16 protein-coding genes are annotated in these 24,462 nt (G+C 68.6%); 7 read left to right on the forward strand and 9 right to left on the reverse strand.

The features are described from left to right. Window positions 1-69 precede the first annotated feature (69 nt). Genes fdhF through sucC form a run of 4 tightly spaced genes read right to left on the reverse strand, consistent with a single transcriptional unit; the run spans window position 70 to window position 6,790 of the window. Complete coding sequence (gene fdhF, locus ING98_16575) at window positions 70-2,883, reverse strand: formate dehydrogenase subunit alpha (GenBank protein ID MCA3103483.1); 2,814 nt, start codon at window positions 2,881-2,883, stop codon at window positions 70-72. Beyond that, window positions 2,880-4,679: an NAD(P)H-dependent oxidoreductase subunit E gene (locus tag ING98_16580; GenBank protein MCA3103484.1), complete on the reverse strand. Its 1,800-nt coding sequence runs from the start codon at window positions 4,677-4,679 to the stop codon at window positions 2,880-2,882. The genes fdhF and ING98_16580 overlap by 4 nt, the downstream gene beginning before the upstream one ends. Window positions 4,680-4,718: 39 nt before the next feature. Further along, window positions 4,719-5,600, reverse strand: coding sequence for a succinate--CoA ligase subunit alpha (sucD, locus tag ING98_16585; GenBank protein ID MCA3103485.1), 882 nt, complete (start codon window positions 5,598-5,600; stop codon window positions 4,719-4,721). Between the two features lie 11 nt (window positions 5,601-5,611). Beyond that, window positions 5,612-6,790 (reverse strand): ADP-forming succinate--CoA ligase subunit beta, encoded by a 1,179-nt coding sequence (sucC, locus tag ING98_16590; GenBank protein MCA3103486.1) that lies wholly within the window; start codon window positions 6,788-6,790, stop codon window positions 5,612-5,614. 425 nt (window positions 6,791-7,215) lie between these two features. Between sucC and ING98_16595 the strand changes: the two genes are divergently transcribed. The 4 genes from ING98_16595 to ING98_16610 are packed head-to-tail and all read left to right on the forward strand — an operon-like array spanning window position 7,216 to window position 16,362. Beyond that, window positions 7,216-8,637 carry an MdtA/MuxA family multidrug efflux RND transporter periplasmic adaptor subunit gene (locus tag ING98_16595; GenBank protein MCA3103487.1) on the forward strand — a complete coding sequence of 474 codons (1,422 nt, stop codon included), beginning with the start codon at window positions 7,216-7,218 and terminating at the stop codon, window positions 8,635-8,637. Continuing rightward, on the forward strand, window positions 8,634-11,720 hold the full coding sequence (locus ING98_16600; GenBank protein ID MCA3103488.1) for an MdtB/MuxB family multidrug efflux RND transporter permease subunit: 3,087 nt from the start codon (window positions 8,634-8,636) through the stop codon (window positions 11,718-11,720). The genes ING98_16595 and ING98_16600 overlap by 4 nt, the downstream gene beginning before the upstream one ends. Before the next feature lie 11 nt (window positions 11,721-11,731). After that, complete coding sequence (locus ING98_16605; GenBank protein ID MCA3103489.1) at window positions 11,732-14,863, forward strand: multidrug efflux RND transporter permease subunit; 3,132 nt, start codon at window positions 11,732-11,734, stop codon at window positions 14,861-14,863. Between the two features lie 35 nt (window positions 14,864-14,898). Beyond that, the gene (locus ING98_16610; protein ID MCA3103490.1) at window positions 14,899-16,362 is read left to right on the forward strand and encodes an efflux transporter outer membrane subunit; all 1,464 of its coding nucleotides are present in this window, start codon (window positions 14,899-14,901) and stop codon (window positions 16,360-16,362) included. Here ING98_16610 and ING98_16615 read toward each other — a convergent pair. Then, a complete protein-coding gene (locus ING98_16615; GenBank protein ID MCA3103491.1) occupies window positions 16,359-17,657 on the reverse strand; it encodes an Hsp70 family protein in 1,299 nt (432 codons plus the stop codon). The genes ING98_16610 and ING98_16615 overlap by 4 nt on opposite strands. Before the next feature lie 208 nt (window positions 17,658-17,865). Here ING98_16615 and ING98_16620 point away from each other — a divergent pair, with 208 nt between their 5' ends. Together ING98_16620 and ING98_16625 are read left to right on the forward strand one after the other, a co-directional pair. Then, window positions 17,866-18,237 carry a TraR/DksA C4-type zinc finger protein gene (locus ING98_16620; protein ID MCA3103492.1) on the forward strand — a complete coding sequence of 124 codons (372 nt, stop codon included), beginning with the start codon at window positions 17,866-17,868 and terminating at the stop codon, window positions 18,235-18,237. Then, window positions 18,234-19,103, forward strand: a complete 870-nt coding sequence (locus tag ING98_16625) for an alpha/beta hydrolase (GenBank protein MCA3103493.1) — start codon at window positions 18,234-18,236, stop codon at window positions 19,101-19,103. Before ING98_16620 ends, ING98_16625 begins: the two co-directional genes overlap by 4 nt. A gap of 10 nt (window positions 19,104-19,113) precedes the next feature. Here the strand turns inward: ING98_16625 and ING98_16630 are convergent, their stop codons facing one another. Beyond that, window positions 19,114-19,902: a phosphosulfolactate synthase gene (locus ING98_16630; protein ID MCA3103494.1), complete on the reverse strand. Its 789-nt coding sequence runs from the start codon at window positions 19,900-19,902 to the stop codon at window positions 19,114-19,116. Continuing rightward, entirely contained in the window at window positions 19,899-21,293 is a 1,395-nt protein-coding gene (locus ING98_16635; protein MCA3103495.1) for an arylsulfatase, read from the reverse strand. Before ING98_16635 ends, ING98_16630 begins: the two co-directional genes overlap by 4 nt. A gap of 81 nt (window positions 21,294-21,374) precedes the next feature. Between ING98_16635 and ING98_16640 the strand changes: the two genes are divergently transcribed. Further along, window positions 21,375-22,361, forward strand: coding sequence for a tripartite tricarboxylate transporter substrate binding protein (locus ING98_16640; protein ID MCA3103496.1), 987 nt, complete (start codon window positions 21,375-21,377; stop codon window positions 22,359-22,361). Here the strand turns inward: ING98_16640 and ING98_16645 are convergent. Next, window positions 22,348-22,968, reverse strand: coding sequence for a restriction endonuclease (locus tag ING98_16645; GenBank protein ID MCA3103497.1), 621 nt, complete (start codon window positions 22,966-22,968; stop codon window positions 22,348-22,350). The two genes, ING98_16640 and ING98_16645, sit on opposite strands and share 14 nt — an antisense overlap. A gap of 106 nt (window positions 22,969-23,074) precedes the next feature. After that, window positions 23,075-24,454 carry an acetyl-CoA carboxylase biotin carboxylase subunit gene (locus ING98_16650; GenBank protein MCA3103498.1) on the reverse strand — a complete coding sequence of 460 codons (1,380 nt, stop codon included), beginning with the start codon at window positions 24,452-24,454 and terminating at the stop codon, window positions 23,075-23,077. Window positions 24,455-24,462 lie beyond the last annotated feature (8 nt).

Genomic DNA, 24,462 nt, shown 5'->3' on the forward strand with positions numbered 1-24,462 from the left:
GTCAATTCCCCGGCTGGCGCGGCCTCGCGGCCGCAGGTCACGCCCGGCCACCGCTCCTGCCGGGGTACCTCAGGCGGTTTCGGCCTGCCCTGCCATCACCTGCCCGGCGCCGAACGTCGATGCCGGCTTCAGCGTGCCTCCGGCGCTCACGCGCACCGCGCAGTACTTGAACTCCGGGATCTTGCCGAACGGATCGAGCGCGGCATTGGTCAGCAGGTTCGCCGCGGCCTCGTGGTAGCAGAACGGGATGAACACGGCGCCGCGCGGCGTGCCGTCATCGGCCCGGGCATACAGCGCGATCTTCCCGCGGCGCGACTCGACGGTGACCACGTCGCCGGGCTTCGCGCCGAAGGCGTCGATATCGAGCGGATGCATCAGGGCGACCGGATCCGGCTCGATCGCGTCGAGCACCGACGCACGCCGGGTCATCGCCCCAGTGTGCCAGTGCTCGAGCTGGCGACCGGTGATCAGCACCATCGGAAACTCGGCGTCCGGGCGTTCGTCGGCCGGTATCACGTCGGCCGGCACGAACTTCGCCTTGCCGGTCGCGGTCGGGAAGCGATCGATGAACACCGTCGGTTGCCCGGGGTCTCCCACCTCCATGCACGGATAGGTGACCGAACTCTCCCGCTCGAGGCGGTCCCAGGTGATGCCGGCGATGCTGGGCATCGCCTGGCGCATCTCGTTGAACACGTCCGATACATGTCCGTAGTTCCAGCCCAGCCCGAGGCGCTTCGCCAGCTGCTGGATGATCCACAGGTCTTCCTTCGCGTCGCCCGGCAGGTCGAGCGCCTTGCGGCCGAGCTGCACCATGCGGTCCGTGTTGATCACCGTGCCGTCCTTCTCCGGCCAGGCGGATGCCGGCAGCACGACGTCGGCGAGGTAGGCGGTCTCGGTGAGGAAGATCTCCTGCACCAGCAGGAAGTCGAGCCCGGCCAGGGCCTCGCGGGCATGGTTGAGGTCGGGATCGGACATCGCCGGGTTCTCGCCCATCACGTACATGCCGCGGATCTCCTTGCGCAACGCAGCGTTCATGATCTCGACCACGGTCAGCCCGCGTTTCGGATCGAGCGGTACGCCCCAGAGTTTCTCGAACTTGGCCTGCGCCTTCGGATCGTCGACGAACTGGTAGTCGGGGTACACCATCGGGATAAGCCCCGAATCGGACGCGCCCTGGACGTTGTTCTGTCCGCGCAGCGGATGCAACCCGCTGCCCGGCTTGCCGACCTGGCCAGTCATCAGGCACAGCGCGATCAGGCAGCGTGCGTTGTCGGTGCCATGCACGTGCTGCGAGATACCCATGCCCCACAGGATCATCGACCCTTTCGAGGTGGCGAAGGCGCGCGCCACCTCGCGGATGGTCTGCGCGTCGATGCCGCACACCGGTGCCATGGCCTCCGGGCTGTAGCCTTCGACGTTCTTCTTCAGCTCATCGTAGCCGAGCGTGCGCGAGGCGATGAAGCCCTCGTCGACCAGCCCCTCGTGCACGATCACGTGCATCATGGCGTTGAGCAGGGCGACGTCGGTGTCGGCCTTGAACTGCAGCGTCCAGGTCGCATGGCGCGCGAGTTCGCCGCGGCGCGGATCGGCGACGATCAGCCGGGTACCGTTCTTCACCGCGTTCTTGATCCAGGTCGCGGCCACCGGATGGTTCACCGTCGGGTTGGCGCCGATCACCAGAACCACGTCCGCATGGATCACGTCGTTGACCTGGTTCGACACGGCAGCCGAGCCCAGCCCTTCGAGCAGCGCGGCCACGGAAGACGCATGGCACAGGCGGGTGCAGTGGTCGACGTTGTTGCTGCCGAAGCCGGTGCGCACCAGCTTCTGGAACAGGTAGGCCTCCTCGTTCGTGCCCTTGGCCGACCCGAAGCCGGCCAGCGACTTGCGGCCGAACGTGTCGCGGATGGACTTCAGCTTCGATGCCGCGAGGTCGAGCGCCTCTTCCCAGGTAGCCTCGCGGAACACCGACAGCGGGTTGCCCGGGTCCATCGTGAAATCGGCATGCTTGCCGATGCCTTCGCGGCGGATCAGCGGCGTGGTCAGGCGCTGCTTGTGGTGGACGTAGTCGAAACCGTAGCGGCCCTTCACGCACAGCCGTTCATGGTTCGCCGGGCCGTCTCGACCGTCGACCGAGAGAATCCGGTTGTCCTTGACGTTGTAGGTGAGCTGGCAGCCGACGCCGCAGAACGGGCAGACCGAATGGACCTGCCTGTCAGGCACCTGCAGGCCGACTTCGCGCGCGGGCATCAGTGCGCCGGTCGGGCAGGCCTGCACGCATTCGCCGCAGGCAACGCAACTGCTGTTGCCCATCGGGTCGTCGAGGTCGAACGCGATCTTCGAATGGTCGCCGCGGAACGCATAGCCGATCACGTCGTTCACCTGCTCTTCCCGGCAGGCACGCACGCAGCGGGTGCACTGGATGCAGGCGTCGAGGTTGACCGCGATGCCCGGATGCGACAGGTCGGACGCAACCTTCGGCCGCGCCGCGAAGCGGGGCAGCCCCATGTCGAGCTTGCGCGCCCACTGGTCGAGTTCGGAATCGAGCGTATGGGCCTTCGCCGGCATGTCCGACAGCAGCAGTTCCAGAACCATCTTCTGCGACTGCAGCGCGCGCGGGCTGGCGGTCTCGACTTCCATGCCGGCCTTCGGCGACCGGCAGCACGACGGCGCCAGCACCCGCTCGCCCTTGATCTCGACCACGCAGGCCCGGCAGTTGCCGTCCGGACGCATGCCGGGCTTGTAGCACAGCCGCGGCACCTCGACACCCAGCCGGTCGGCGGCCTCGATCAGCGTCTCGTCGGCGAACGCGGTGACCGTGCGGCCGTTCAGCGTGAACTCGACCTCGTCGCGCGCGGCGACCGGCTCTGACATCATGTTCATCGAAGTTCTTCCGGGAAGTACTTGATCACGCAGCGGATCGGGTTGGGCGCAGCCTGGCCCAGGCCACAGATCGAGGCATCGGCCATCACCTGCGACAGTTCCTCGAGCAGCGGTGCATCCCATTTGGGCTGGCGCAGCAGGTCGAGCGCCTTGGCCGTGCCGACACGGCAGGGGGTGCACTGGCCGCAGGACTCTTCCTTGAAGAACGCCAGCAGGTTGCGTGCGGCGTCGGCTGCGCGATCCTTGTCGGACAGCACCACCACCGCAGCCGAGCCGATGAAGCAGCCGTAGGCGTTCAGGGTATCGAAATCGAGGGGGATATCGCCGAGCGAGGCGGGCAGGATGCCCCCGGATGCGCCCCCCGGCAGGTAGCCGTAGAACGCATGCCCCGGCAGCATGCCGCCACAGTACTCGTCGATCAGTTCGCGCACCGTGATGCCGGCCGGTGCCAGGTGCACGCCCGGCTTCTTCACCCGGCCCGACACCGAGAACGAGCGCAGCCCCTTGCGCTCGTGCCGGCCGTGCCCGGCAAACCAGCCGGCACCCTTCTCGACGATGTCGCGGACCCAGTACAGGGTCTCCATGTTGTGCTCGAGGGTCGGCCGGTCGAACAGACCGACCTGCGCGACATACGGTGGCCGCAGGCGCGGCATGCCGCGCTTGCCTTCGATCGACTCGATCATCGCCGATTCTTCACCGCAGATGTATGCGCCGGCACCGCGCCGCAGGTGGATCGGGGGCAGTCCCCACGGCGGATCGGCCTTCAGCTTCGCCAGCTCGCGTTCCAGCATCTCGCGAATGCCGTGGTACTCGTCGCGCAGGTAGATCCAGATGCCGCCCACGCCGCAGGCGGTGGCCGCGATCAGCATGCCCTCGAGGAACCGGTGCGGGTCTCGCTCGAGGTACCAGCGGTCCTTGAACGTGCCGGGCTCGCCCTCGTCGATGTTGATGGCCATCAGGCGCGGCGCGGGTTCGGCACGCACGATGCGCCACTTGCGGCCGGCGGGAAAGCCGGCACCACCGAGGCCGCGCAACCCCGAGTCTTCCATGGCCTTGATCACCGACTCGATGTCGCGCGCACCGCTGACGCATTCCGCGAACAGCCGGTAGCCGCCGGCGGCACGATAGGCATCGTAGTCGACCACCGCGGGCGCCGGGCAGCGCAGCGCATTCGCACGGATGGTCTTGTGCACCGATTCGGCGGTGGCGTGGGCGATCGGGTTCTGGTGCACGACCGCAGCAGGCGCAACCTCGCATCTGCCGAGGCAGGGTGCGTGCAGTACCCGGACCTCGCGGCCGACGGTCTTCTTCAGGTTATCGATCAGCCGCTTCGATCCGGCCAGCTCGCAGCTGATGGAATCGCAGACCCGGACGGTCAGCCGCGGCGGCGCGTCCTCGCCCTCCTTCACCACGTCGAAGTGGTGATAGAAAGTCGCGACTTCGTACACCTCGGCCGGAGCCATCCGCATCTCGGCGGCGAGCGCCACCAGGTGCGGCGCGGACAGGTGTCCGTAGCGGTCCTGGATCAGGTGCAGGTGCTCGATCAGCAGATCGCGATCGCGCGGCGCGCAGCCGAGCAGTTCGCGCACCTGCTGCAGCGCCTGCGGATCGACCGCTCGGCCCTTCGGCCGATTGCCGCGTCCGCCACGGAAGCTGATCGGCCGGACCTCGGCCACCACGCCACCGGCACCACCCGCACCGCTGCGGGTGGCATTGCCCTTGCCGGCATCCGGGGAGGAGGCGCCAGGGGCGCCTCCCGTCGAATGGCTCGCCGCGCCTTCGTCCTGCTCCTGCATGTGAACCTCTGTCTGTCGCAACCGCAGTGATGCGTGAAGTCAGATGACCGACTTCAGGAGCTTCCCCATCTCCGACGGGTTGCGGGTCACCTTGATGCCGCACTCTTCCATGATGGCGAGTTTCTCCTGCGCCGTGCCCTTGCCGCCGGAGATGATCGCGCCGGCGTGGCCCATGCGCTTGCCGGGCGGTGCGGTGACCCCGGCGATGAAGCCGATCACCGGCTTCTTCATGTTGGCCTTTATCCACCGCGCGCACTCTTCCTCGTCCGAGCCGCCGATCTCGCCGACCATGATCACCGCATCGGTCTCGGCGTCGTCGTTGAACAGGCGCATCACGTCGATGTGCTTCATGCCGTTGACCGGGTCACCGCCGATGCCGACGCAGCTCGACTGGCCGATACCGAGTTCGGCCAGTTGCCCGACCGCCTCGTAGGTCAGCGTGCCCGAGCGCGACACCACGCCGACGCGGCCCTTCTTGTGGATGTGGCCGGGCATGATGCCGATCTTGATCTCGTCGGGCGTGATCACGCCCGGGCAGTTCGGCCCGACCAGCAGGGTCTTCTTGCCCTGCTTGCGCATGCGGTCGCGTACCACGATCATGTCGCGCACCGGGATGCCTTCGGTGATGCAGATGACGAGGTCGAGGTCGGCGTCGACCGCTTCCCAGATCGCCTCGGCGGCGAACGGCGGCGGCACATAGACCACGCTGACGTTGGCCCCGGTCTGTGCCTTCGCTTCCTTCACGGTGCCGAAGATCGGGATGCCTTCGTACTTCTCGCCGGGCCGCTTCGGGTTCACGCCTGCGACGTAGCAGTTGGCGCCGTTCGCGTATTCCTTGCCCATCTTGGTGTGGAACTGGCCGGTCTTGCCGGTGATGCCCTGGGTCATCACGCGGGTGTTCTTGTCGATCAGGATGCTCATCGGAAGGTCCCTTATTTCCTGGCGGCGTGCGCGTTGGCACCGGCGACGACGCGCTCGGCAGCCTCGGCCATGTTGTTCGCGGTGATGATCGGCAGGCCGGACTCGGCCAGGATCTTCTTGCCGAGGTCTTCGTTGGTGCCCTTCATGCGCACCACCAGCGGCACAGACAGCTTCACCTCGCGCGCGGCGCTGACCACGCCGTTGGCGATGGTGTCGCAGCGCATGATGCCGCCGAAGATGTTCACCAGGATCGCCTGCAGGTTCGGGTTCTTCAGCATGATCTTGAAGGCTTCGGTCACCTTCTCGGTGGTCGCGCCACCGCCGACATCCAGGAAGTTGGCCGGGCTGCCGCCGTAGAGCTTGATCACGTCCATCGTCGCCATCGCCAGGCCGGCGCCGTTCACCAGGCAGCCGATGTTGCCGTCGAGCGAGATGTAGGACAGGTCGAACTTCGAGGCCTCGATCTCGGCCGGGTCTTCCTCGTCGAGATCGCGGTAGGCAACGATGTCCGGGTGCCGGAACAGCGCGTTGGAGTCGAAGTTGAACTTGGCGTCGAGCGCGATCACGTCGCCGCTGCCGGTGACGATCAGGGGGTTGATCTCGGCCAGGCTGGCGTCGGTATCCCAGAATGCGTTGTACAGGCCCTGAAGGATCGTGCGCGCCTGCGGGATCGAGCCGGCCGGCACGCCGATCTTCGCTGCCACGTCGTCCGCGTCGGCATCGGTGAGGCGGGTATCCGGATCGATGAACACCTTGTGGATCTTCTCGGGCGTGTGCTCGGCCACTTCCTCGATGTCCATGCCCCCCTCGGAGCTGGCCATCAGCGTCACCTTCTGGGTGACACGGTCTACCACCATGCCCAGGTAGAGCTCCTTCTGGATGTCTGCGCCTTCTTCCACCAGCAGCCGGCGCACTTTCTGGCCCTCGGCCCCGGTCTGGTGGGTGACGAGTTGCATGCCGAGGATCGCGGTGGCGTGGCTGCGCACCTCGTCGATCGACTTCGCCACCTTCACGCCCCCACCCTTGCCCCGGCCCCCGGCGTGGATCTGGGCCTTGACCACCCAGACCTTGCCACCGAGTTCCTGTGCCGCCTTGACGGCCTCGTCGACGCTGAATGCCGGTATGCCGCGCGGCGTGCGCACCCCGAACCTGCGCAGGATTTCCTTGCCCTGGTACTCGTGAATCTTCATCTGGATTGGCCCTGTTGTTGCCCGACGGATGGCCGGCGAGCGGAGCGTGCGAAGCGGAGAAGGCTGCGGGCGCACCCGCCCGGGAAGACAATCTAAGCGAGCGCCCCGGAGACAGCCTTGACCATGGTCAAGCGGCACCCGGCAGGCCAGCCCGGTCGGGCGTTCGGCGAGGCACCAACAGCCTATTGTACGGCCGCCAGCGTCCGAGAACACGGCGCACGGCAGCCCGCCCGGTGCCACAGGGCGACACAAAGAGATACACAACAGTCGTCACCGTTGCCGCCCGGCTTCCTGCATTGCAGTAGATTAGTCCGCATTCTCCTTGCGCCCGTGCAGCGATCCCGCCCATGTCCGAATCCGATCCCGCAGCCCGCCCGGAAATGGCAGACGGCCGTTCCGCCACCGCACCCGGAGGCCCGGCCGCCATGCCTCGACGCAGGCGCTGGCTCGGCTGGACCGTGCTGGCGGCGGTGCTGTGCGGCGCGGCGGCCACCGTCTGGCTGGCTGTCGAGCGCAGCCGAAGCGCGGCGGCCACGGCGACGAAGGGGCCGGCGAAGGCAGCGGGTGCCGAGAAGGCGGCAGGCGCGGACAAGGGGGGTGCCGACGGCAAGTCGGCGGCGGTGCCGGCCGAGGGGCGACGCGACGGCACCGGCAGGAAGGGCGGCGGTGGCCCGCCCTCGGTGGTAGGCGTACGCCAGGTGCGGGTCGGTCCGATGGACATCGTGCAGGCCGGGCTGGGCACGGTCACCCCGCGCAACACCGTGGTGGTGCGCTCCCGGGTCGACGGACCGCTGCAGCGCGTGCTGTTCCGCGAGGGCGAAATGGTCAAGGCCGGCCAGTTGCTGGCCGAGATCGACCCGGCACCGTACGAGGTCGCCCTGCAGCAGGCGACCGGCGCACTGGCGCGCGACGAAGCGCTGCTGCGCAATGCTCGGGTCGACCTGGAACGGTTCCGCACCCTGCTCGCCCAGGACTCGATCGCCCGGCAACAGGTCGATACCCAGGAGGCCCTGGTCCGCCAGTACGAGGGCACGCTGCTCGCCAACCGGGCGCAGGTCGACAACGCGAAGCTGCAGTTGTCGTACACCCGGATCACGGCACCGATCGGCGGCCGCGCCGGCCTGCGTCTGGTCGACGCCGGCAACCTGATCCGCGCCGGCGACACCACCGGGCTGGTCACCCTGGCCCAGATCGCGCCGATCACCGTGGTGTTCCCGATCCCCGAGGACTCCCTGCCGCCAGTACTCGCGCAGCTAAAGGCGGGCGCGCGCCTGCGCGTCGAGGCCTGGGACCGCTCCAACCTGAACCGGCTGGCGACCGGCGTGCTGCTCACCGCGGACAACCAGATCGACACGCAGACCGGAACCGTCCGGCTGAAGGCGCAGTTCGCGAATGCGGACGGCGCCCTGTTCCCGAACCAGTTCGTGAACGTGCGGCTCAAGCTCGACCGGCTCGAGGATGCCATCCTGGTGCCGCCGGCGGCGATACAGCGCGGTCGCGAGGGCACGTTCGTCTATGCACTGGACGAGGAGAACCGGGTACGGGTGGTGCCGGTGAAGCCGGGTCCATCGACGCCGGAACAGGTGGCCGTCGAAGGGGAACTCACCGCCGGTACCCGGGTGGTGATCGATGGCGCAGACCGGTTGCGTCCAGGCATGCGGGTCGAGGTCGCCGACCGCTCCGGCCAGGGCAAGGGCGGCCAGCGGCGGCGCGACGGCGAAAAGAAGGGCGATGCCCCCGCCGGCGGCGCTCCGGCCACCGAGGTGCCGGCCGGAGCAGCCCCCGGCAGCACCGCCGCAACCGCGCCTGCCGCCGGCACCGGAGCCGCCCCCGGCGCCGCGAAGTGAATCCGTCGCGGCTGTTCATCCAGCGCCCGGTCGCGACCTCGCTCGCGATGCTGGCGATCCTGCTGTGCGGGCTGGTCGCCTGGCGGCTGCTGCCGCTGTCGGCGCTGCCGCAGGTCGACTATCCGACGATCCAGGTGGTCACGCTCTATCCGGGGGCCAGCCCGGACATCGTCGCCTCGGTCATCACCGCGCCGCTGGAGCGGCAGTTCGGGCAGATGCCGGGGCTGGACGAGATGTCATCCAGCAGCTCCGGCGGAGCGTCGGTGATCACGCTGCGCTTCTCGCTCGGGCTGGATCTGTCCATCGGCGAACAGCAGGTGCAGGCGGCGATCAACGCCGCATCGAACCTGCTGCCGCAGGACCTCCCCGCCCCGCCCATCTACAACAAGGTGAACCCGGCCGACACGCCGATCCTGACCCTCGCGGTGACCTCGCCGACGCTGCCGCTGCCTCGGGTGCGCGACCTGATCGAGACACGTATCGCCCAGCGCATCGCGCAGGTGCCAGGCGTGGGCCTGGTGTCGATCGCCGGCGGGCAGCGACCGGCGGTGCGCGTGCGCCTGAACCCGGCGGCGCTCGCCGCCTACGGCCTGAACCTGGACGACGTGCGCACCGCGATCGCCGCGTGGAACGTCAACCAGCCGAAAGGCAGCTTCGACGGACCGCTCGAAGCCTCGACGATCGACGCCAACGACCAGTTGCGCAGCGCAGACGAGTACCGAAACCTGACGCTCGCCTTCCGCAACGGAGCGCCGATACGCCTGCGCGAGGTCGCGGACGTGGTCGACGGTGCCGAGAACACCCGGCTCGCGGCGTGGAGCGGCTCGGCGCCGGCGATCATCCTGTCGGTGCAGCGCCAGCCCGGCGCAAACGTGATCCAGGTGGTGGACGCGGTGAAGGCGATGCTGCCGCAGGTCAGCGCCGGATTGCCCGGGGCGGTCGAGGTGACGGTGTTGACCGACCGTACCGTGACCATCCGCGCCGCGATCGCCGACACCGAGTTCGAACTGATCCTGGCGATCGTGCTGGTGATCCTGGTGATATTCCTGTTCCTGCGCAGCCTGCCGGCCACGCTGATCCCCGGCCTCGCGGTGCCGCTCTCGCTGGTCGGTACCTTCGGCGTGATGTACCTCGCCGGCTTCTCGATCAACAACCTCACCCTGATGGCGCTGACCATCGCCACCGGCTTCGTGGTCGACGATGCGATCGTGATGATCGAGAACATCGCGCGCCATGTCGAGGAAGGCAAGTCACCGATGGAAGCGGCACTGATCGGTGCAGGCGAGATCGGCTTCACGATCATCTCGCTCACGTTCTCGCTGATCGCGGTGCTGATCCCGCTGCTGTTCATGGGCGACGTCGTCGGCCGGCTGTTCCGCGAATTCGCGATAACGCTGGCGGTCGCCATCCTAATCTCTGCCGTGGTTTCGTTGACGCTCACGCCGATGATGTGCGCACGGCTGCTCAAGGAAAAGGCCGGGCAGACGCCGGGCAGGCTGTTCCGGGCGAGCGAACGATTCCTCGATGCCATCGTCGCCGGCTATGGCCGGGCACTGACCCGCGTGCTGGAACACCAGGCGCTGACCCTGCTGGTCGCCGCGATCACGCTCGTGCTCACGGTACTGCTGTGGATCGCGGTGCCGAAAGGCTTCTTCCCGGCACAGGACACCGGCCTGCTGCAGGGGATCACCCAGGCACCCGCATCGGTGTCGTTCCAGGCGATGTCCGACCGGTCGCAGCGCCTGGCGGCGGTAATCGAAAAGGACCCGGCGGTAGCCAGCCTGACCAGCTTCATCGGAGTCGACGGTACCAACGCCACCCTGAACACCGGCCGCCTGCTGATCAACCTGAAGCCACTCGAGGAACGCGGCGAGCGGGCGCCAGCCGTGATGGCGCGGCTGCTCGCGCGCGCGCGCGAAGTCGATGGCATCGAGCTGTCGCTGCAGCCGGTTCAGGACCTGTCGATCGAAGACCGCGTCAGCAAGGCGCCCTACCAGTTCACGCTGCAGGACAGCGATCCGGCCAAGGTCGCCGAATGGGTGCCCAGGCTCACCGAGCGGCTGCGCGCGCTGCCCCAGCTCGCGACGGTCGGCAACGACCTGCAGGACGGCGGCCTGCAGGCCTATGTCGACATCGATCGCGACACCGCCGGACGGCTCGGGATCTCGGTGCAGCAGGTGGGCAATGCGTTGTACAACGCGTTCGGCCAGCGGCTGGTCTCCACCATATTCACCCAGTCCAACCAGTACCGCGTCGTGATCGAGGTCGATCCGGCGCTGGCACGCGGCCCGCGCGGCATCGACGCGATCCACCTGGTGCAGCCCGGCGGCGGTGCGCTGCCACTGTCGGCGATCGCACGCGTGTACGAGCGGCAGACGCCGCTGGTGATCTCGCGCCTGTCGCAGTTTCCGTCATCGACGATCTCGTTCGCCGTGGCACCCGGCCATTCGCTCGGCGAAGCCGTCGAGGCGATCCGGGCGGCACAGGCCGGAATGGGCCTGCCCGCCAGCATGACCAGTGCCTTCCAGGGTGCCGCGCGCGCGTTCGAGGCCTCGCTCTCGAACACCCTGCTGCTGGTGCTGGCGGCGATCGTCACGATGTACATCGTGCTGGGCGTGCTCTACGAGAGCTTCATCCATCCGGTGACCATCCTGTCGACGCTGCCCTCGGCGGCGATCGGCGCGCTGGCAGCGCTGATCCTCGCCGGCTCGGAGCTGTCGATCGTCGCGATCATCGGCGTGATCCTGCTGATCGGCATCGTCAAGAAGAACGCGATCCTGATGATCGACTTCGCGCTCGACGCCGAACGCCGGCATGGCATGGCGCCCCGCGAGGCCATCTACCAGGCCTGCCTGCTGCGCTTCCGACCGATCATGATGACCACCCTCGCAGCGCTGTTCGCGGCGCTGCCGCTGATGCTCGGCAGCGGCACCGGCTCAGAACTGCGCAACCCGCTCGGCATCGTGCTGGTCGGCGGCCTGCTGGTGAGCCAGGTACTCACGCTGTTCACCACGCCGGTGATCTACCTGGCGTTCGACCGGCTGTCCTCAGGGCGGCGCGGCGACGTGCACCAGCCCGCATGAAGCCGGTCGGGCTGAACCTGAGCGCGCCGTTCATCGCGCGGCCGATCGCCACCACCCTGCTGACGCTGGCGATCCTGCTGTCGGGCCTGGCCGCCTTCACGCAATTGCCGGTGTCGCCGCTGCCGCAGGTGGACTTCCCGACCATCGTGGTCAACGCGGGGCTGCCCGGCGCGAGCCCCGAGACGATGGCAGCCACCATCGCCACCCCGCTGGAGCGTACGCTCGGACGGATCGCCGGGGTCACCGAGATCACCTCCTCGAGCTCGCTCGGTTCGACCCGGATCACGATCCAGTTCGACCTGTCGCGCAACATCCACGATGCCGGCAACGACGTGCAGGCGGGCATCAATGCCGCACGCCCGCTGCTGCCAACCGGCATGCCGAGCAACCCGACCTGGCGCAAGGTGAACCCGGCCGACGCGCCGATCGTGATCCTCGCGCTGACCTCGCCGACGCTGTCGCGGGGCCAGATGTACGACGCGGCCTCGACCGTGCTGGCGCAACGGCTGGCGCAGGTCGATGGCGTCGGCCAGGTCACCGTCGGTGGCAGCGCGCTGCCGGCGGTACGCATCGGGCTGAACCCCGATGCGCTGGCGCGCCAGGGCATGGGTACCGAGGAGATCCGCGCGGCGATCGCCGCGGCCAACGCGAACCGCCCCAAAGGATCGGTCGACGACGGCGAGCGAACCTGGCAGATCGGCGCAAACGACCAGGCGCGCACTGCGGCCGACTATGTTCCGCTGATCGTCGGCTACCGCAACGGCAACCCGATCCGGCTCGGCGACATCGCGAAGATCGAGGATTCGGTACAGGACCTGCGCAACGCCGGGCTCGCCAACGGCAGGCCGGCGGTGCTGCTGGTCGTCAACCGCCAGCCCAATGCGAACATCATCGACACGGTCGACCGGATCTACGCGCTGATGCCCCTGCTGCGCGCGTCGATCCCGGACAGCATCCAGCTCGACATCGTGCAGGACCGCACCCCCAGCATCCGCGCATCGCTGCGCGAGGTGTGGCACACGCTGCTGATCGCGATTGCGCTGGTCATCGGCGTCACCTTCGTATTCCTGGGGCAGTGGCGTTCCGCGCTGATCCCGGCCGTCGCGGTCCCGGTGTCGCTGGTGGGGACGCTGGGCTTCATGTACCTCGCCGGCTTCTCGCTGAACAACCTGTCGCTGATGGCGCTGACCATCGCCACCGGCTTCGTTGTCGATGACGCGATCATCGTGCTGGAGAACACCACACGGCACATCGAGCAAGGGATGGCGCCCATGCGTGCCGCGCTGGTCGGCGCGGGCGAAGTCGCCTTCACGGTGCTGTCGATGACCCTGTCGCTGATCGCGGTGTTCATCCCGATCCTCTTCATGGGCGGGCTGATCGGGCGCCTGTTCCGGGAATTCGCGATCACGCTGTCGGCCGCGGTGCTGGTCTCGCTGGTGGTGTCGCTGACCGTGACGCCGATGATGTGCGCCCGGCTGCTGAAGGCGCGCGTCGCCGGCACGGGCCTCGCCGGCCTGCCGCGCCGCCCCGGCATTCTGCTGCGCGGCGTATCCCGCGCCTGGCGCGGCGTGGTCGACGGCTACGCGTCGAGCCTGTCCTGGGTGCTCGACCACGCATGGCTGATGCTGCTGATCCTGTTCGCGACCATCGGCCTGAACGTGTGGCTGTACACGATCGTGCCCAAGGGCTTCTTCCCGCAGCAGGACACCGGCCGGCTGGCCGGCGGGCTGCGCGCCGACCAGAGCAGTTCGTTCCAGTCGATGCAGGGCAAGCTCGAGGCCTTCGTCGCTATCGTCGGCAAGGACCCGGCGGTCGAGACCGTCGTCGGCTTCACCGGTGGCGGCGCGCGCAACTCGGGGTTCCTGTTCATCACGCTGAAGCCACTGTCCGAGCGACACCTGTCCACCGACCAGGTGATCGCCCGACTGCGGCCGCAGCTCACCCAGGTACCGGGGGCACAACTGTTCCTGTCGGCCGTGCAGGAACTGCGCGCAGGCGCGCGCGAATCGAACGCCCAGTTCCAGTACACGATCCTGGCCGAGGAACTGTCGGCGCTCCGGACCTGGGAGCCGAGGTTGCGCAATGCGCTTGCCGCGCTGCCGGAACTGGTCGACGTCAGCACCGACATCCAGGACCGCGGCGAACAGACGACGATCACCTTCGACCGAGACGCCGCCGCGCGTCTGGGCCTGGATATGCGCCGGATCAGCGCGTCGCTCAACAATGCGTTCGGGCAGCGCCAGGTGTCGACCATCTACAACCCGTTGAACCAGTACCGGGTGGTGATGGAAGTCGAGCCGCGCTACTGGCAGAGCCCGGAGATCCTGCGCGATTTCAACTTCGTCACCGCCGATGGCCGCACGGTGCCATTGACCCGTATCGCAACCTTCGGCCCGGCCAACACCCCGCTGTCGATCTTCCACCAGGGCGGCTTCGCGGCTGCCACCGCTTCGTTCAACCTGCCACCGGGCGTATCCCTGTCGACCGCACAGGCCGCGATCGACCGCACGTTCGCCACCATCGGTGCGCCGAGCAGCCTCTACGGCGGCTTCCAGGGCACCGCGCGACTGTTCACGCAATCGCTCGACAGCCAGCCGCTGCTGATCCTCGCGGCCTTCATCGCGATGTACATCGTGCTCGGCATGCTCTACGAAAGCACCCTGCATCCGGTCACGATCCTGTCCACGCTGCCGTCGGCTGGCGTCGGCGCGCTGCTCGCGCTGATGATCGCGCAGAGCGATTTCAACCTGATCGCCATGATCGGCGTGCTGCTGCTGATCGGCATCGTGAAAAAGAACGCAATCATGATGGTCGACTTCGCGCTCGCCGCAGAGCGCGATCGCGGCGCAGGCCCGCGCGAGGCCATCGAGGAGGCCTGCCGCCTGCGACTGCGGCCGATCCTGATGACCACGCTCGCGGCGCTGTTCGGTGCGCTGCCGCTTGCGCTGGGCCAGGGCGACGGCGCGGAGCTGCGCCAGCCGCTCGGCATCGCGATCGTCGGCGGCCTGCTGGTCAGCCAGGTGCTGACGCTCTACACCACGCCGGTCGTCTACCTGCACCTCGACCGCCTTCGTCACTTCTTCATCCGCCGCCGCGCCAGCCGCAGCGGTGGCGGGCACCCGGACCGGGAGGTCCCTGCATGACGAGACCCGATCGCGCCGCGCCGCCCGGCGCTGCCCTGACGCGCACGACGACCGCGTGGGTGCGCCCGTGTCTGGCCGCGCCGGCCCTGGCGCTGCTGCTCGGCGGATGCATCGCGGTGGGACCGGACTACCGCCGCCCGGAAGCCCCCGTGTCGGCGGACTGGAAACAGGCCGGCCTCTGGAAGCCGGCGACGCCGCAGGACCTGTCGCGCAACGATGCCTGGTGGACTGTGTTCGGCGACCCCCGGCTCGACACGCTGATCGCCGCGATCGAACCGTCGAACCAGAACATCCGCGCCGCGGAAGCGCAGTACCGGCAGGCGCTGGCGCTGATCACCCAGGCGCGCGCCGGCCTGTTCCCGACGATCACGGCCAACGCGCAGGCCACGCGCAGCCAGTCGCCGGCGACGACCAACCCGCGCACCGGCATCACCACCGCGGGCGGTAACGCGACCGTACAGGACGGCGGGGTCAGCGTCAGCTGGGAGGTCGATCTGTGGGGCCGCATCGCGCGCACCCTGGAAGCCGGCGAGGCGAGCGCCCAGGCGAGCGCAGCCGATCTCGCGGCCGCACGGCTGTCCGCGCGCGCCGCGCTGGCGCAGGCCTACTTCCAGTTGCGCGTGGCCGAACGTCGGGCGCAACTGCTGGCCGAGACCGTCGAGGCGAACCGCCGCGCATTGCTGATCGCCGAGAACCGCTACGCCGCCGGCGTCGTGCCGCGCTCCGACGTGATCCAGGCCCGGAGCCAGCTCGCTTCGGTCGAGGCGCAGCTCATCGACACCCAGGTGCCGCAGGCGCAGTTGCAGCATGCGATCGCACTGCTGATCGGTCGACCACCGGCCGCGCTGACGATAGCGCCAGGGACACTGCCACCGCTGCCGTCGCCACTGCCGCTGGTCCTGCCCTCGGCACTGCTCGAGCGGCGCCCGGACATCGCGGCTGCCGAGCGGCGGGTCGCCGCAGCCAATGCGCAGATCGGCGTGGCCGCCGCCGCCTGGTTCCCTTCGCTCACGCTGTCCGGCGCAGCCGGGTTCCGGTCGACCGACCTGTCCACCTGGATCACGGCTCCGGCCCGCTACTGGTCGCTCGGCCCGTCGCTCGCGCTGCCCCTGTTCGATGCGGGCCGCCGCCGCGGCGTGGTCGAGCAGAACGTGGCGGTCTACGATCAGCGCGTCGCGCAGTACCGGCAGACGGTGCTGGCTGCGCTGGTCGAGGTGGAGGATAACCTGGTCGCATTGCGGGTACTGTCCGACGAAGCGGCAGTACAGGCGCGCGCCGTCGACCTCGCACGCCAGACGCTGCAGATCACGCTGAACCAGTACAAGGCCGGGCTGGTCGGCTTCAGCAGCGTGGTGATCGCGCAGACGTCGCTGCTGTCGGCCGAACAGGCCGCACTCTCGGTGCTGGGGCGCCAGTTCGACGCATCGGTGGTGCTGGTGCGGGCGCTGGGCGGAGGATGGTCCGGCGGCGAGTCCGAGCCTGCGACCGGCGGGCGCTAGCCGAATCGCCTCGATGCATCCAGCGCAAGGCCGCTCACCACGCTGGTGAAGCGGTCACCCTCGACCTGCGCCGCATCGGGCACTACCGCGGCGATCGCCGTGGCGAGCGAGGCGAGCGCTGTCGAGCCGCCGGTGAAGTACAGTGCATCGATCTGCGACGGCGACAGCCCCGCCTGCTCGATGGCCTGCCGCGCGGCGCCGGCGATCCGGCCGATGGACTCCGACAGCGCGGCCTGCTGGCGTCCGGCGTCGAAGCTGCCCGCCAGTGCGTCCTCGACCATAGACAGGTCGATCTGCGCATGGCCGTGCATCGAGACGTCGATCTTCGCGGCTTCGGCCATCGCGGCCAGCCCATGCCCGAGCCGGCATTCGAGCACCGTCATCAGCCGCCGGTGCAGGCGCTGGTCGACATAGAGGCTCGCCATCTGGCGCAGCTCGATCAGCCGGTTCGGCAGGTATACCGTGTTGATCAGGTGCCAGGTCGACAGCGCATGGTAGATCGCATTCGGCACGCGGATGGACGCGCCCGACTCGCTGCGTCCCTCGGAACCGAGGCCGAGCAGCGGCATGATCGCCGCCAGGTTCACCTCGCGGTCGAAGTCGGTGCCGGCCACGTGCACGCCATGGTTCGCCAGCACGTCGGCGCTGCGGTCGACCCGTCTGCGCAGCTTCGGACCCACGCGCACCACCGAGAAGTCGGAGGTTCCGCCACCGATATCCGCGACGAGCACCAGCGTCTCGCGCGAGACGGTGCGCTCGAAGTCGAGCGCAGCGGCGATCGGCTCGAACTGGAACGCGACCTCGGTGAAACCCGCCGTGCGGGCAGCGGCAGCCAGCGTGCGCTCGGCCGCTGCGTCGCGCGCCGGGTCGTCGTCGACGAAGAACACCGGACGCCCGATCACCGCACGATCCACCGACTTGCCGGCGGCCTGCGTGGCGCGCTGGCGCAGGTGGCGCAGGAACGCGACCACCACGTCCAGGTACTTCACCATGAAGCCGGGACCGACCTCGGTGGTACGGTCGATCAGGTCGGAGCCGAGGATGCTCTTGATCGAGCGCATCAGCCGGCCTTCATGGCCCTCGACGTGCGCCTGCACCGCCGCACGCCCGAACGCGCGCGATCCGTCCTCGCCGCTGAAGAACACCGCGGTCGGGATCGCTGTTTGCGTATCTTCCAGCGAGACCAGCCTGAAGGCTTCATGCGCCGTGATGCCCCCAACGGCACCCAGCAGAGCCACGGAGGAATTGGAGGTACCGAAATCGATAGCACACCCTGCCGTTGACACCCTGACCACTCCACTCGAAACAGGCGCCACGCAGCGCAGACAACGCGAGTCTAGCAGCCACCGGGCGCGTGGCGGCGTGCATCCGCTTGCGGACGGCAGGATCGGAAACGACTCGAAGCAGTCAACGGAGCGACTCGGTATTGCGCTACAGTCGCGGGTTTTCCGAATCCAGGCAACGACGGAGTACCGATACGTGTCAGAACTCACCGATCAGCAGATGGACCAGTTGCGCGCCGCACTCGAGAAGCGGCATGCCGAGCTCGCCCGCGACATCCGCGAAGACCTCAAGGCGACCGGCTCGGAGCGTTACGCCGATCTCGCCGGCGAGGTGAACGACTCCGGCGACGAATCGGTCGCCGACCAGATGGTCGACATCAATGCAGCGATGATCGAACGCGAACTGGTCGAGCTCAAGGCGGTGGAAGGTGCGCGCAAGCGCATGGAAGAAGGCGACTACGGCGACTGCATCGACTGCGGCGTCGACATCCCGTTCGCCCGCCTGTTCGCCTATCCGGCAGCCACGCGCTGCATCGCCTGCCAGAGCCAGCGCGAGAAGACCTACGCCCAGGGACGCAGCGCACCAGCATGACCAGAAGGCAAGACCGGTCGCGCTGGCTGGCAGTCCACGGGCTCGACCTGCATGTGCGCGAGTGGGGTACCGAAGGCGCGCCGAAGCTGTTCCTCCTGCACGGCTGGATGGATGTTTCGGCGTCCTTTGCCTTCCTGGTCGACGCGCTGCAGCGCGACTGGCATGTGATCGCTCCCGACTGGCGCGGCTTCGGCCTGTCCTCGTGGGCTTCACACGGCTACGAGTTCCCGGATTACTTCGCAGATCTCGATGCATTGCTCGATCGGCTGTCGCCCGATGAACCAGCGCGGGTGGTCGGCCATTCGATGGGCGGCAACGTGCTGATGTCCTATGCCGGCCTGCGCCCGGTACGCCTGTCGCGGATCGTGTCCCTCGAAGGTTTCGGCGGACACCGCTACGATGCCACGCGCGCCCCGGAGCATTTCGTCCGCTGGCTCGACCAGCAGCGCAAGCCGGCGACGTTCCGGCCCTACCCGTCGCTCGACGACGTCGCGCGACGGCTGCGCAAGAACAACCCGCGCCTGACAGCGGAACGCGCAGCCTTCCTGGCGCCCCACTGGGCCCGGCCGGCCGTCGGCGGCGGTTTCGTGCTGCGTGCCGACCCCCGGCACAAGCAACTGCATGCACAGCAGACCCGCCTCGACGAGGTCTACGCCTGCTGGAACCGGATCGCCTGCCCGGTGCTGTGGGTGATGGCCAGCGACCCTGCGAAGCAGGGTTTCCGGCTCGACACGCCCGAGCAGTTCGCGCAGCGCTGCGCCGCGGTCCCCGGCATGCGGCTGGAACGGCTCGAGGAATGCGGGCACATGCTGCACCACGACCAGCCGGCGGCCGTCGCGCAGCTGCTGGAGTCGTTCTTCGCCTGAGCGGCCGCGGTCAGCGCTGGATGATCGAGTAGTCCACCGCCCGCCCGATGCCGAGGCGGAACCCTTCCAGCCGCAGCACCTGCCCGGGCGTGATGTTCGCGAGGTTCACTTCGGGCCCGAACGTCTGCACCAGTTCCGCACACTGCTTCGGGAAGCGGTAGGGATCGGCCTCGATCAGCAGGCGGTCGAACCACGGCTGTTCCTGCAGTCGGTCGATCGCATCGGCGCGCGCGGCCACCAGCATGTCGAAGTCGGACTGTTCGACGATCACATGCTCGATGCCCTGTCGGCCCACCGCCTCTACCACCGAGCCGAGTTCGTCCAGCGACAGCGGCTCGGTCGGCGACTTGCGACCGAATTCATACTTGATGTAGATGCCGCGCTTCTGGAAGCGCTCGATCATCCGCGCCCGCTCGTCCGGCGTGAGCTGGACGTAGTTCTCGGAGATCTCGAGCCCGCCGATCTCGAGGTCGGCCAGCAGTGCCTCCAGGCCGTCGAGCTCGTTGCGCTGCCAGGCGTACTCGAAAAGGATGCCGCCGGCGAACGGCACGACGTCGTGCTCCCGGTAGCAGCGCGCCGCCGCCTTCACCACGTCGCGCGGCAGCAGCAGCGCATTCATCGCATAGATCTTCGCGAAGTCGATGTAGTCGCCGCAGGCCTGCAACAGCGGCTCGATGCCGCCGACCGCTCCGGTCCAGCCGAAGGTGTCCGGCCCGAAATCGATCATCGAGGTCAGGCCGCGCGTACGCGGCTTGCGGCTGCGCGGCGGCAGCGCGAGCGGCTTCACGGGTTCATTCATGGCGCATCCTTCTTCGGCGCGGGCCGATAGTCGTCGGGAGAACCGGGCGGGATCGGAGGGTTGGCCTTCAGGCCCTGCTGGAATGCGACGACCATCCGGCGGATCGGCCCGCGTGCCCAGCCGTCGCCGGTGCTGTTCAGGTCGGTCTCTTCCTTCGGGTCACGTACCAGGTTGAACAGGTACGGTGCTTCGAGGTGGTTGGTGCCGGTGTTGGGCTCGGGTTCCCAGACGAAGTGCATCTTCCAGTCGCGCCACTTGGCGGCACGCAGTTCGTCCTTGATGAAATAGACGAAACCTTCGCGATTCGACCCGGTGGACGGGTCCAGCAGGAAGGCCAGCTGGTCGATGCCGTCGATCGGGCGATCGTCGGGCACGGTGGCGCCGGCCACCCGCGACAGCGTCGGGAACAGGTCGGTCACATGCACGATGGCATCGCTGACCGCCCCCGGGGGCACATGGCCCGGCCAGCGCACGATGAACGGGACGCGCAGCGACCCTTCCATGGACGTGTGGTACGTGCCGGTCCACGGGCCGGCGGTGCCACGCCACGGGCGGCGGAACTCGGGGCCGTTGTCGCTGGCGAAGATCACGACAGTGTCGTCCGCGATGCCCAGGCGGTCGAGCGCATCGAGCATCTGCCCGGTACGGAAGTCCATCTCGACCATCGAATCGGCGAAGTCTCCCGCGCCGGTGCGGCCGGAGAACTCGGGATGCGGCAGCGTCGGATAGTGCAGGTGGGTCAGCGGCACGTAGGCGAAGAACGGCTTGCCGGCGGCCACCTGCCTCGACATGAAGTCGATCGCATGGTCGGCCAGTTCGCTGTCGATCCGGCGCCGCGCATCGAGGTCGTATACATGGTGTTCGATGGCGGCCTCACCCGCACGCCCGGCCATCACGTACGGCATCGGCACCACCGAGGGATCGAAGCCCGGCGTGCTGGTGAACAGACTCTCGTTCGTCGTACGCGGGATGCCGTACCACTCGTCGAAGCCGCGGTCGTGCGGATGGCGCCCGGCGCGATCGCCGAGATGCCACTTGCCGAAGCAGCCAGTGGCATAACCCTGGCGGCCGAACTGCTGGCCCAGCGTCACCTCCCACGGGATCAGCCCCTGCGGGAGCCCTGCCGGCACCGACTGCAGCGCACCGGTGCGGATCGGATGGCGGCCGGTCATCAGCGCAGAGCGGGTCGGCACGCAGTCGCTCTCGACGTTGAAATTGGTCAGGCGCAGGCCCTGCGCGGCCAGCGCGTCGATGCGCGGGGTCGGTGCGCCACGCAGCACGCCCCCGCCGTAGCAGCCGAGCTCGCCCCAGCCGAGGTTGTCGGCGAGGATCAACAGCACGTTCGGTGTCGCCGGTCGGGCTCCGGTCCTCGCGTTTCCTGAAACAGCCATGCGGTGTGTCCTCCGGGTTGCGGCAATGGTCAGGATACTTCACGATGCCCGACTCGACATTGCAAGACCGGAGTCCTGCTGATGCGCGCATCCCGCTTCTTCCTGCCCGTGCTCGGGGCCTTGTCCGTGGGCCTGCTCACGGGCCCGTTCGCGCCGCCCGAAGCGGCGGCGCAAGCGTGGCCGGCCCGGCCCGTCCGCATGATCGTCCCGTTCGCACCCGGCGGCGCGGCCGACCTGGTCTCGCGCGTGGTGGCCGAGCGCCTCAGCGCCTCCTATGGGCAGCAGTTCATCGCAGACAACCGGTCCGGCGCCGGCGGCACCATCGGCTACGAACTGCTGGCACGCGCAGCCCCCGATGGCTATACGCTGGGCACCGCCAGCGATTCGTCCACGCTGCTGCCGTTCACCTACCGCAACCTGCCCTGGGATCCGCGCAATTTCACCGGCATCAGCCTGCTGACCACCCAGCCGCTGGTGCTGGCCGTGCACACCGCGGTGCCGGCCACCAGCCTGAAGGAACTGGTCGCCCATGCCCGTACCGTGCCGGGCAAGCTGTCCTTCGGCTCGTCCGGGCACGGCCATCCGCAGCACCTGGCGGGCGAGATGATCAAGCTCGCCACCGGCATCGACATGACCCACATCCCCTACAAGGGCGGTGGCGCGGCGATCATCGACCTGGTGGGCGGCCAGATCCCGATCGTGGTGCTCGGCTCCTCGCCGGTGATCCCGCACCACCGCGCCGGCAAGGTACGCATCCTGGCGGTGGTCTCACCGGCGCGTTCCAGCGCATTGCCGGATATCCCGACCCTCGACGAGGCCGGCGTCAAGGGCGTCGACCTCGCGCAGTGGATGGGCCTGGCGGGCCCGCCGAAGCTGCCGCGCGACCTGGTGAAGAAGCTCAATGCCGAGGTGGCGGCCATCCTTGCCAATCCGGGCAGCCGCAAGACGCTGGAAGGCGCCGGTTTCGATCCGTCGCCGAGCACACCCGAGGCGTTCGAAGCGAAGATGCGCGAAGGCGTGGCGCGCTGGGAGAAGCTGCTCCCGAAGCTGAAGATCAGGTTCGACTGAGGCCAGGCGTGGCGCCGCCGCTAGCGCCCCCCATCGGCAACCCGTGCAGCGCATGCGCGACCTCGCCCGCCTGCCAGATCGTGATGCCCTTCTCGTCGGCGAAACGGCGCGCACCCTCGGACACTTCGTTGATGCAGACGTAGATCGCGCCCGTAGCCCCGCGCGCCTCGCGCACGGCCTGCAGCGCACGCAGCGGTTCGATGCCGGTACGCGCGGCCTTCCAGCGCCGTGCACTGACCAGCACCTTGCGCCCGGCATGCTCGGTGCCGGGACGTTCCAGTTCGAAATCGAAGGCGTCGGTATTGGACCGGGCGATGGTGCAACCATCGCGCCGGAACGACGACTCGAGCAGCGCGGCGAACGCCGGCCAGGCCATCGCGCCTGCCGCCTCGGTGATGCGCGCCACCTGCGCCGCGCCGGGACGCCCCCATTGCCTGCGCAGCGCGATCGCCCCGATTACGGCGAACGGAAGCCCGGCGACGATGCCCATCAGCCGGAAGGTATCGGGCAGCAGCACGAACGACAGCAGCACCAGTGCGGCTGCGATCGCAAAGCTGATCCACCAGCGCGCGCGCAGCAGGATCGCGAACAACGAATTCTCGGCCATCTTCACCGTCGGGCTACTCCCTTGCACTTGCGGCATCTGCGCAGAGGGTAGCGACTCTACCCGAACGGAGCTCGACCGCGACCGGAAGGCCAGGACTGCCGCACGCTCACTTCGCCAGCAGCACCGCCTTGTGTACATCGATGAAGCCGGTGAACACCTCGCCCGCCCGGAACGATGGATGGTCGAGCGTGCGCTGCAGGAACAGCAGGTTGGTCTCGACGCCTTCGATACGCACCTCGCCGAGCGCGACGAGCAGGCGGTCGATCGCCTCCCCGCGACTGGCCCCGTGGGCGATCACCTTCGCGATCATCGGGTCGTACCAGTGGCTGATCGCATCGCCGGCGCGCACGCCGGCATCGACGCGCAGGCCATCCCCGGCCGCTGGCATCTCGAAGGTCGCCAGCGTGCCGGTTGAAGGCAGGAAGCCCTTCAGCGGACGCTCCGCGTACAAACGTACTTCGATCGCGTGGCCGTTCGCGGCAATGCCAGCCTGTTCCTGCACCGGCAACGCGGCACCGCCGGCCAACAGCAACTGCATCGCCACCAGGTCGGTGCCAGTGTTCATCTCGGTCACCGGATGCTCCACCTGGATGCGGGTGTTCATCTCGAGGAAGAAGAACTCGCCGGTGTCGGCGTCGACGACGAACTCGACCGTACCGGCGCCGCGATAGCGCTGCTCGCACGCGAGCGCCGTCGCCGCTTCGCACATCGCCAGGCGGGTCGCCTCGGACAGGCCCGGCGCGGGGCTTTCCTCGATCACCTTCTGGAAGCGACGCTGCGTCGAACAGTCACGCTCGTACAGGTGCACGGCGCGGCCATCGCCGAAGCCGAACACCTGCACTTCGACATGGCGAGCGCGCGGCACGTAACGCTCTAGGTAGACGGACCCGTCCTTGAATGCGCGTGCGGCGAGTGCCTGGGTCGACGCGACGGCAGCGGCGACGCCGGACGCATCGTCGACCCGGCGCATGCCGATGCCGCCCCCGCCGGCCGCTGCCTTGACCAGCAGCGGATAGCCGACCGCCGCGGCCGCGGCTTCGAGCCTCGCTGCATCGGGCGGCGCATCGCCCGGCGCGAAGCGCTCGCTGCCCGGCAGCACCGGCACGCCGGCGGCGCGGGCGATCGCGCGGGCGCGTTCCTTGTCGCCCATGTCGTCGATCGACTGCGGCGTCGGCCCGACCCAGATGAGGCCAGCCGCCTCGACCGCCGCGGCGAAGGTCGCGTTCTCGGCCAGGAAACCGTAACCGGGATGGATCGCATCGGCCCCCGTCGCGACGGCTGCGGCGAGCACCCGGTCGGCGAGCAGGTAGCTCTCGGTGGCGGCGGCAGGTCCGATCGCCACCGACTGCCCGGCCAGCGCGACATGGAGCGCGTCCGCGTCGGCCTCGGAATGCACCGCGACGGTGTCGATGCCGAGCGCCTTCGCGCTGCGGATCACGCGGCAGGCGATCTCTCCGCGGTTGGCGACCAGCAGCTTGCGGATCATCGCGTCAC

The organism is Rhodocyclaceae bacterium, assembly GCA_020248265.1.
GTDB lineage: Bacteria > Pseudomonadota > Gammaproteobacteria > Burkholderiales > CAIKXV01 > CAIKXV01.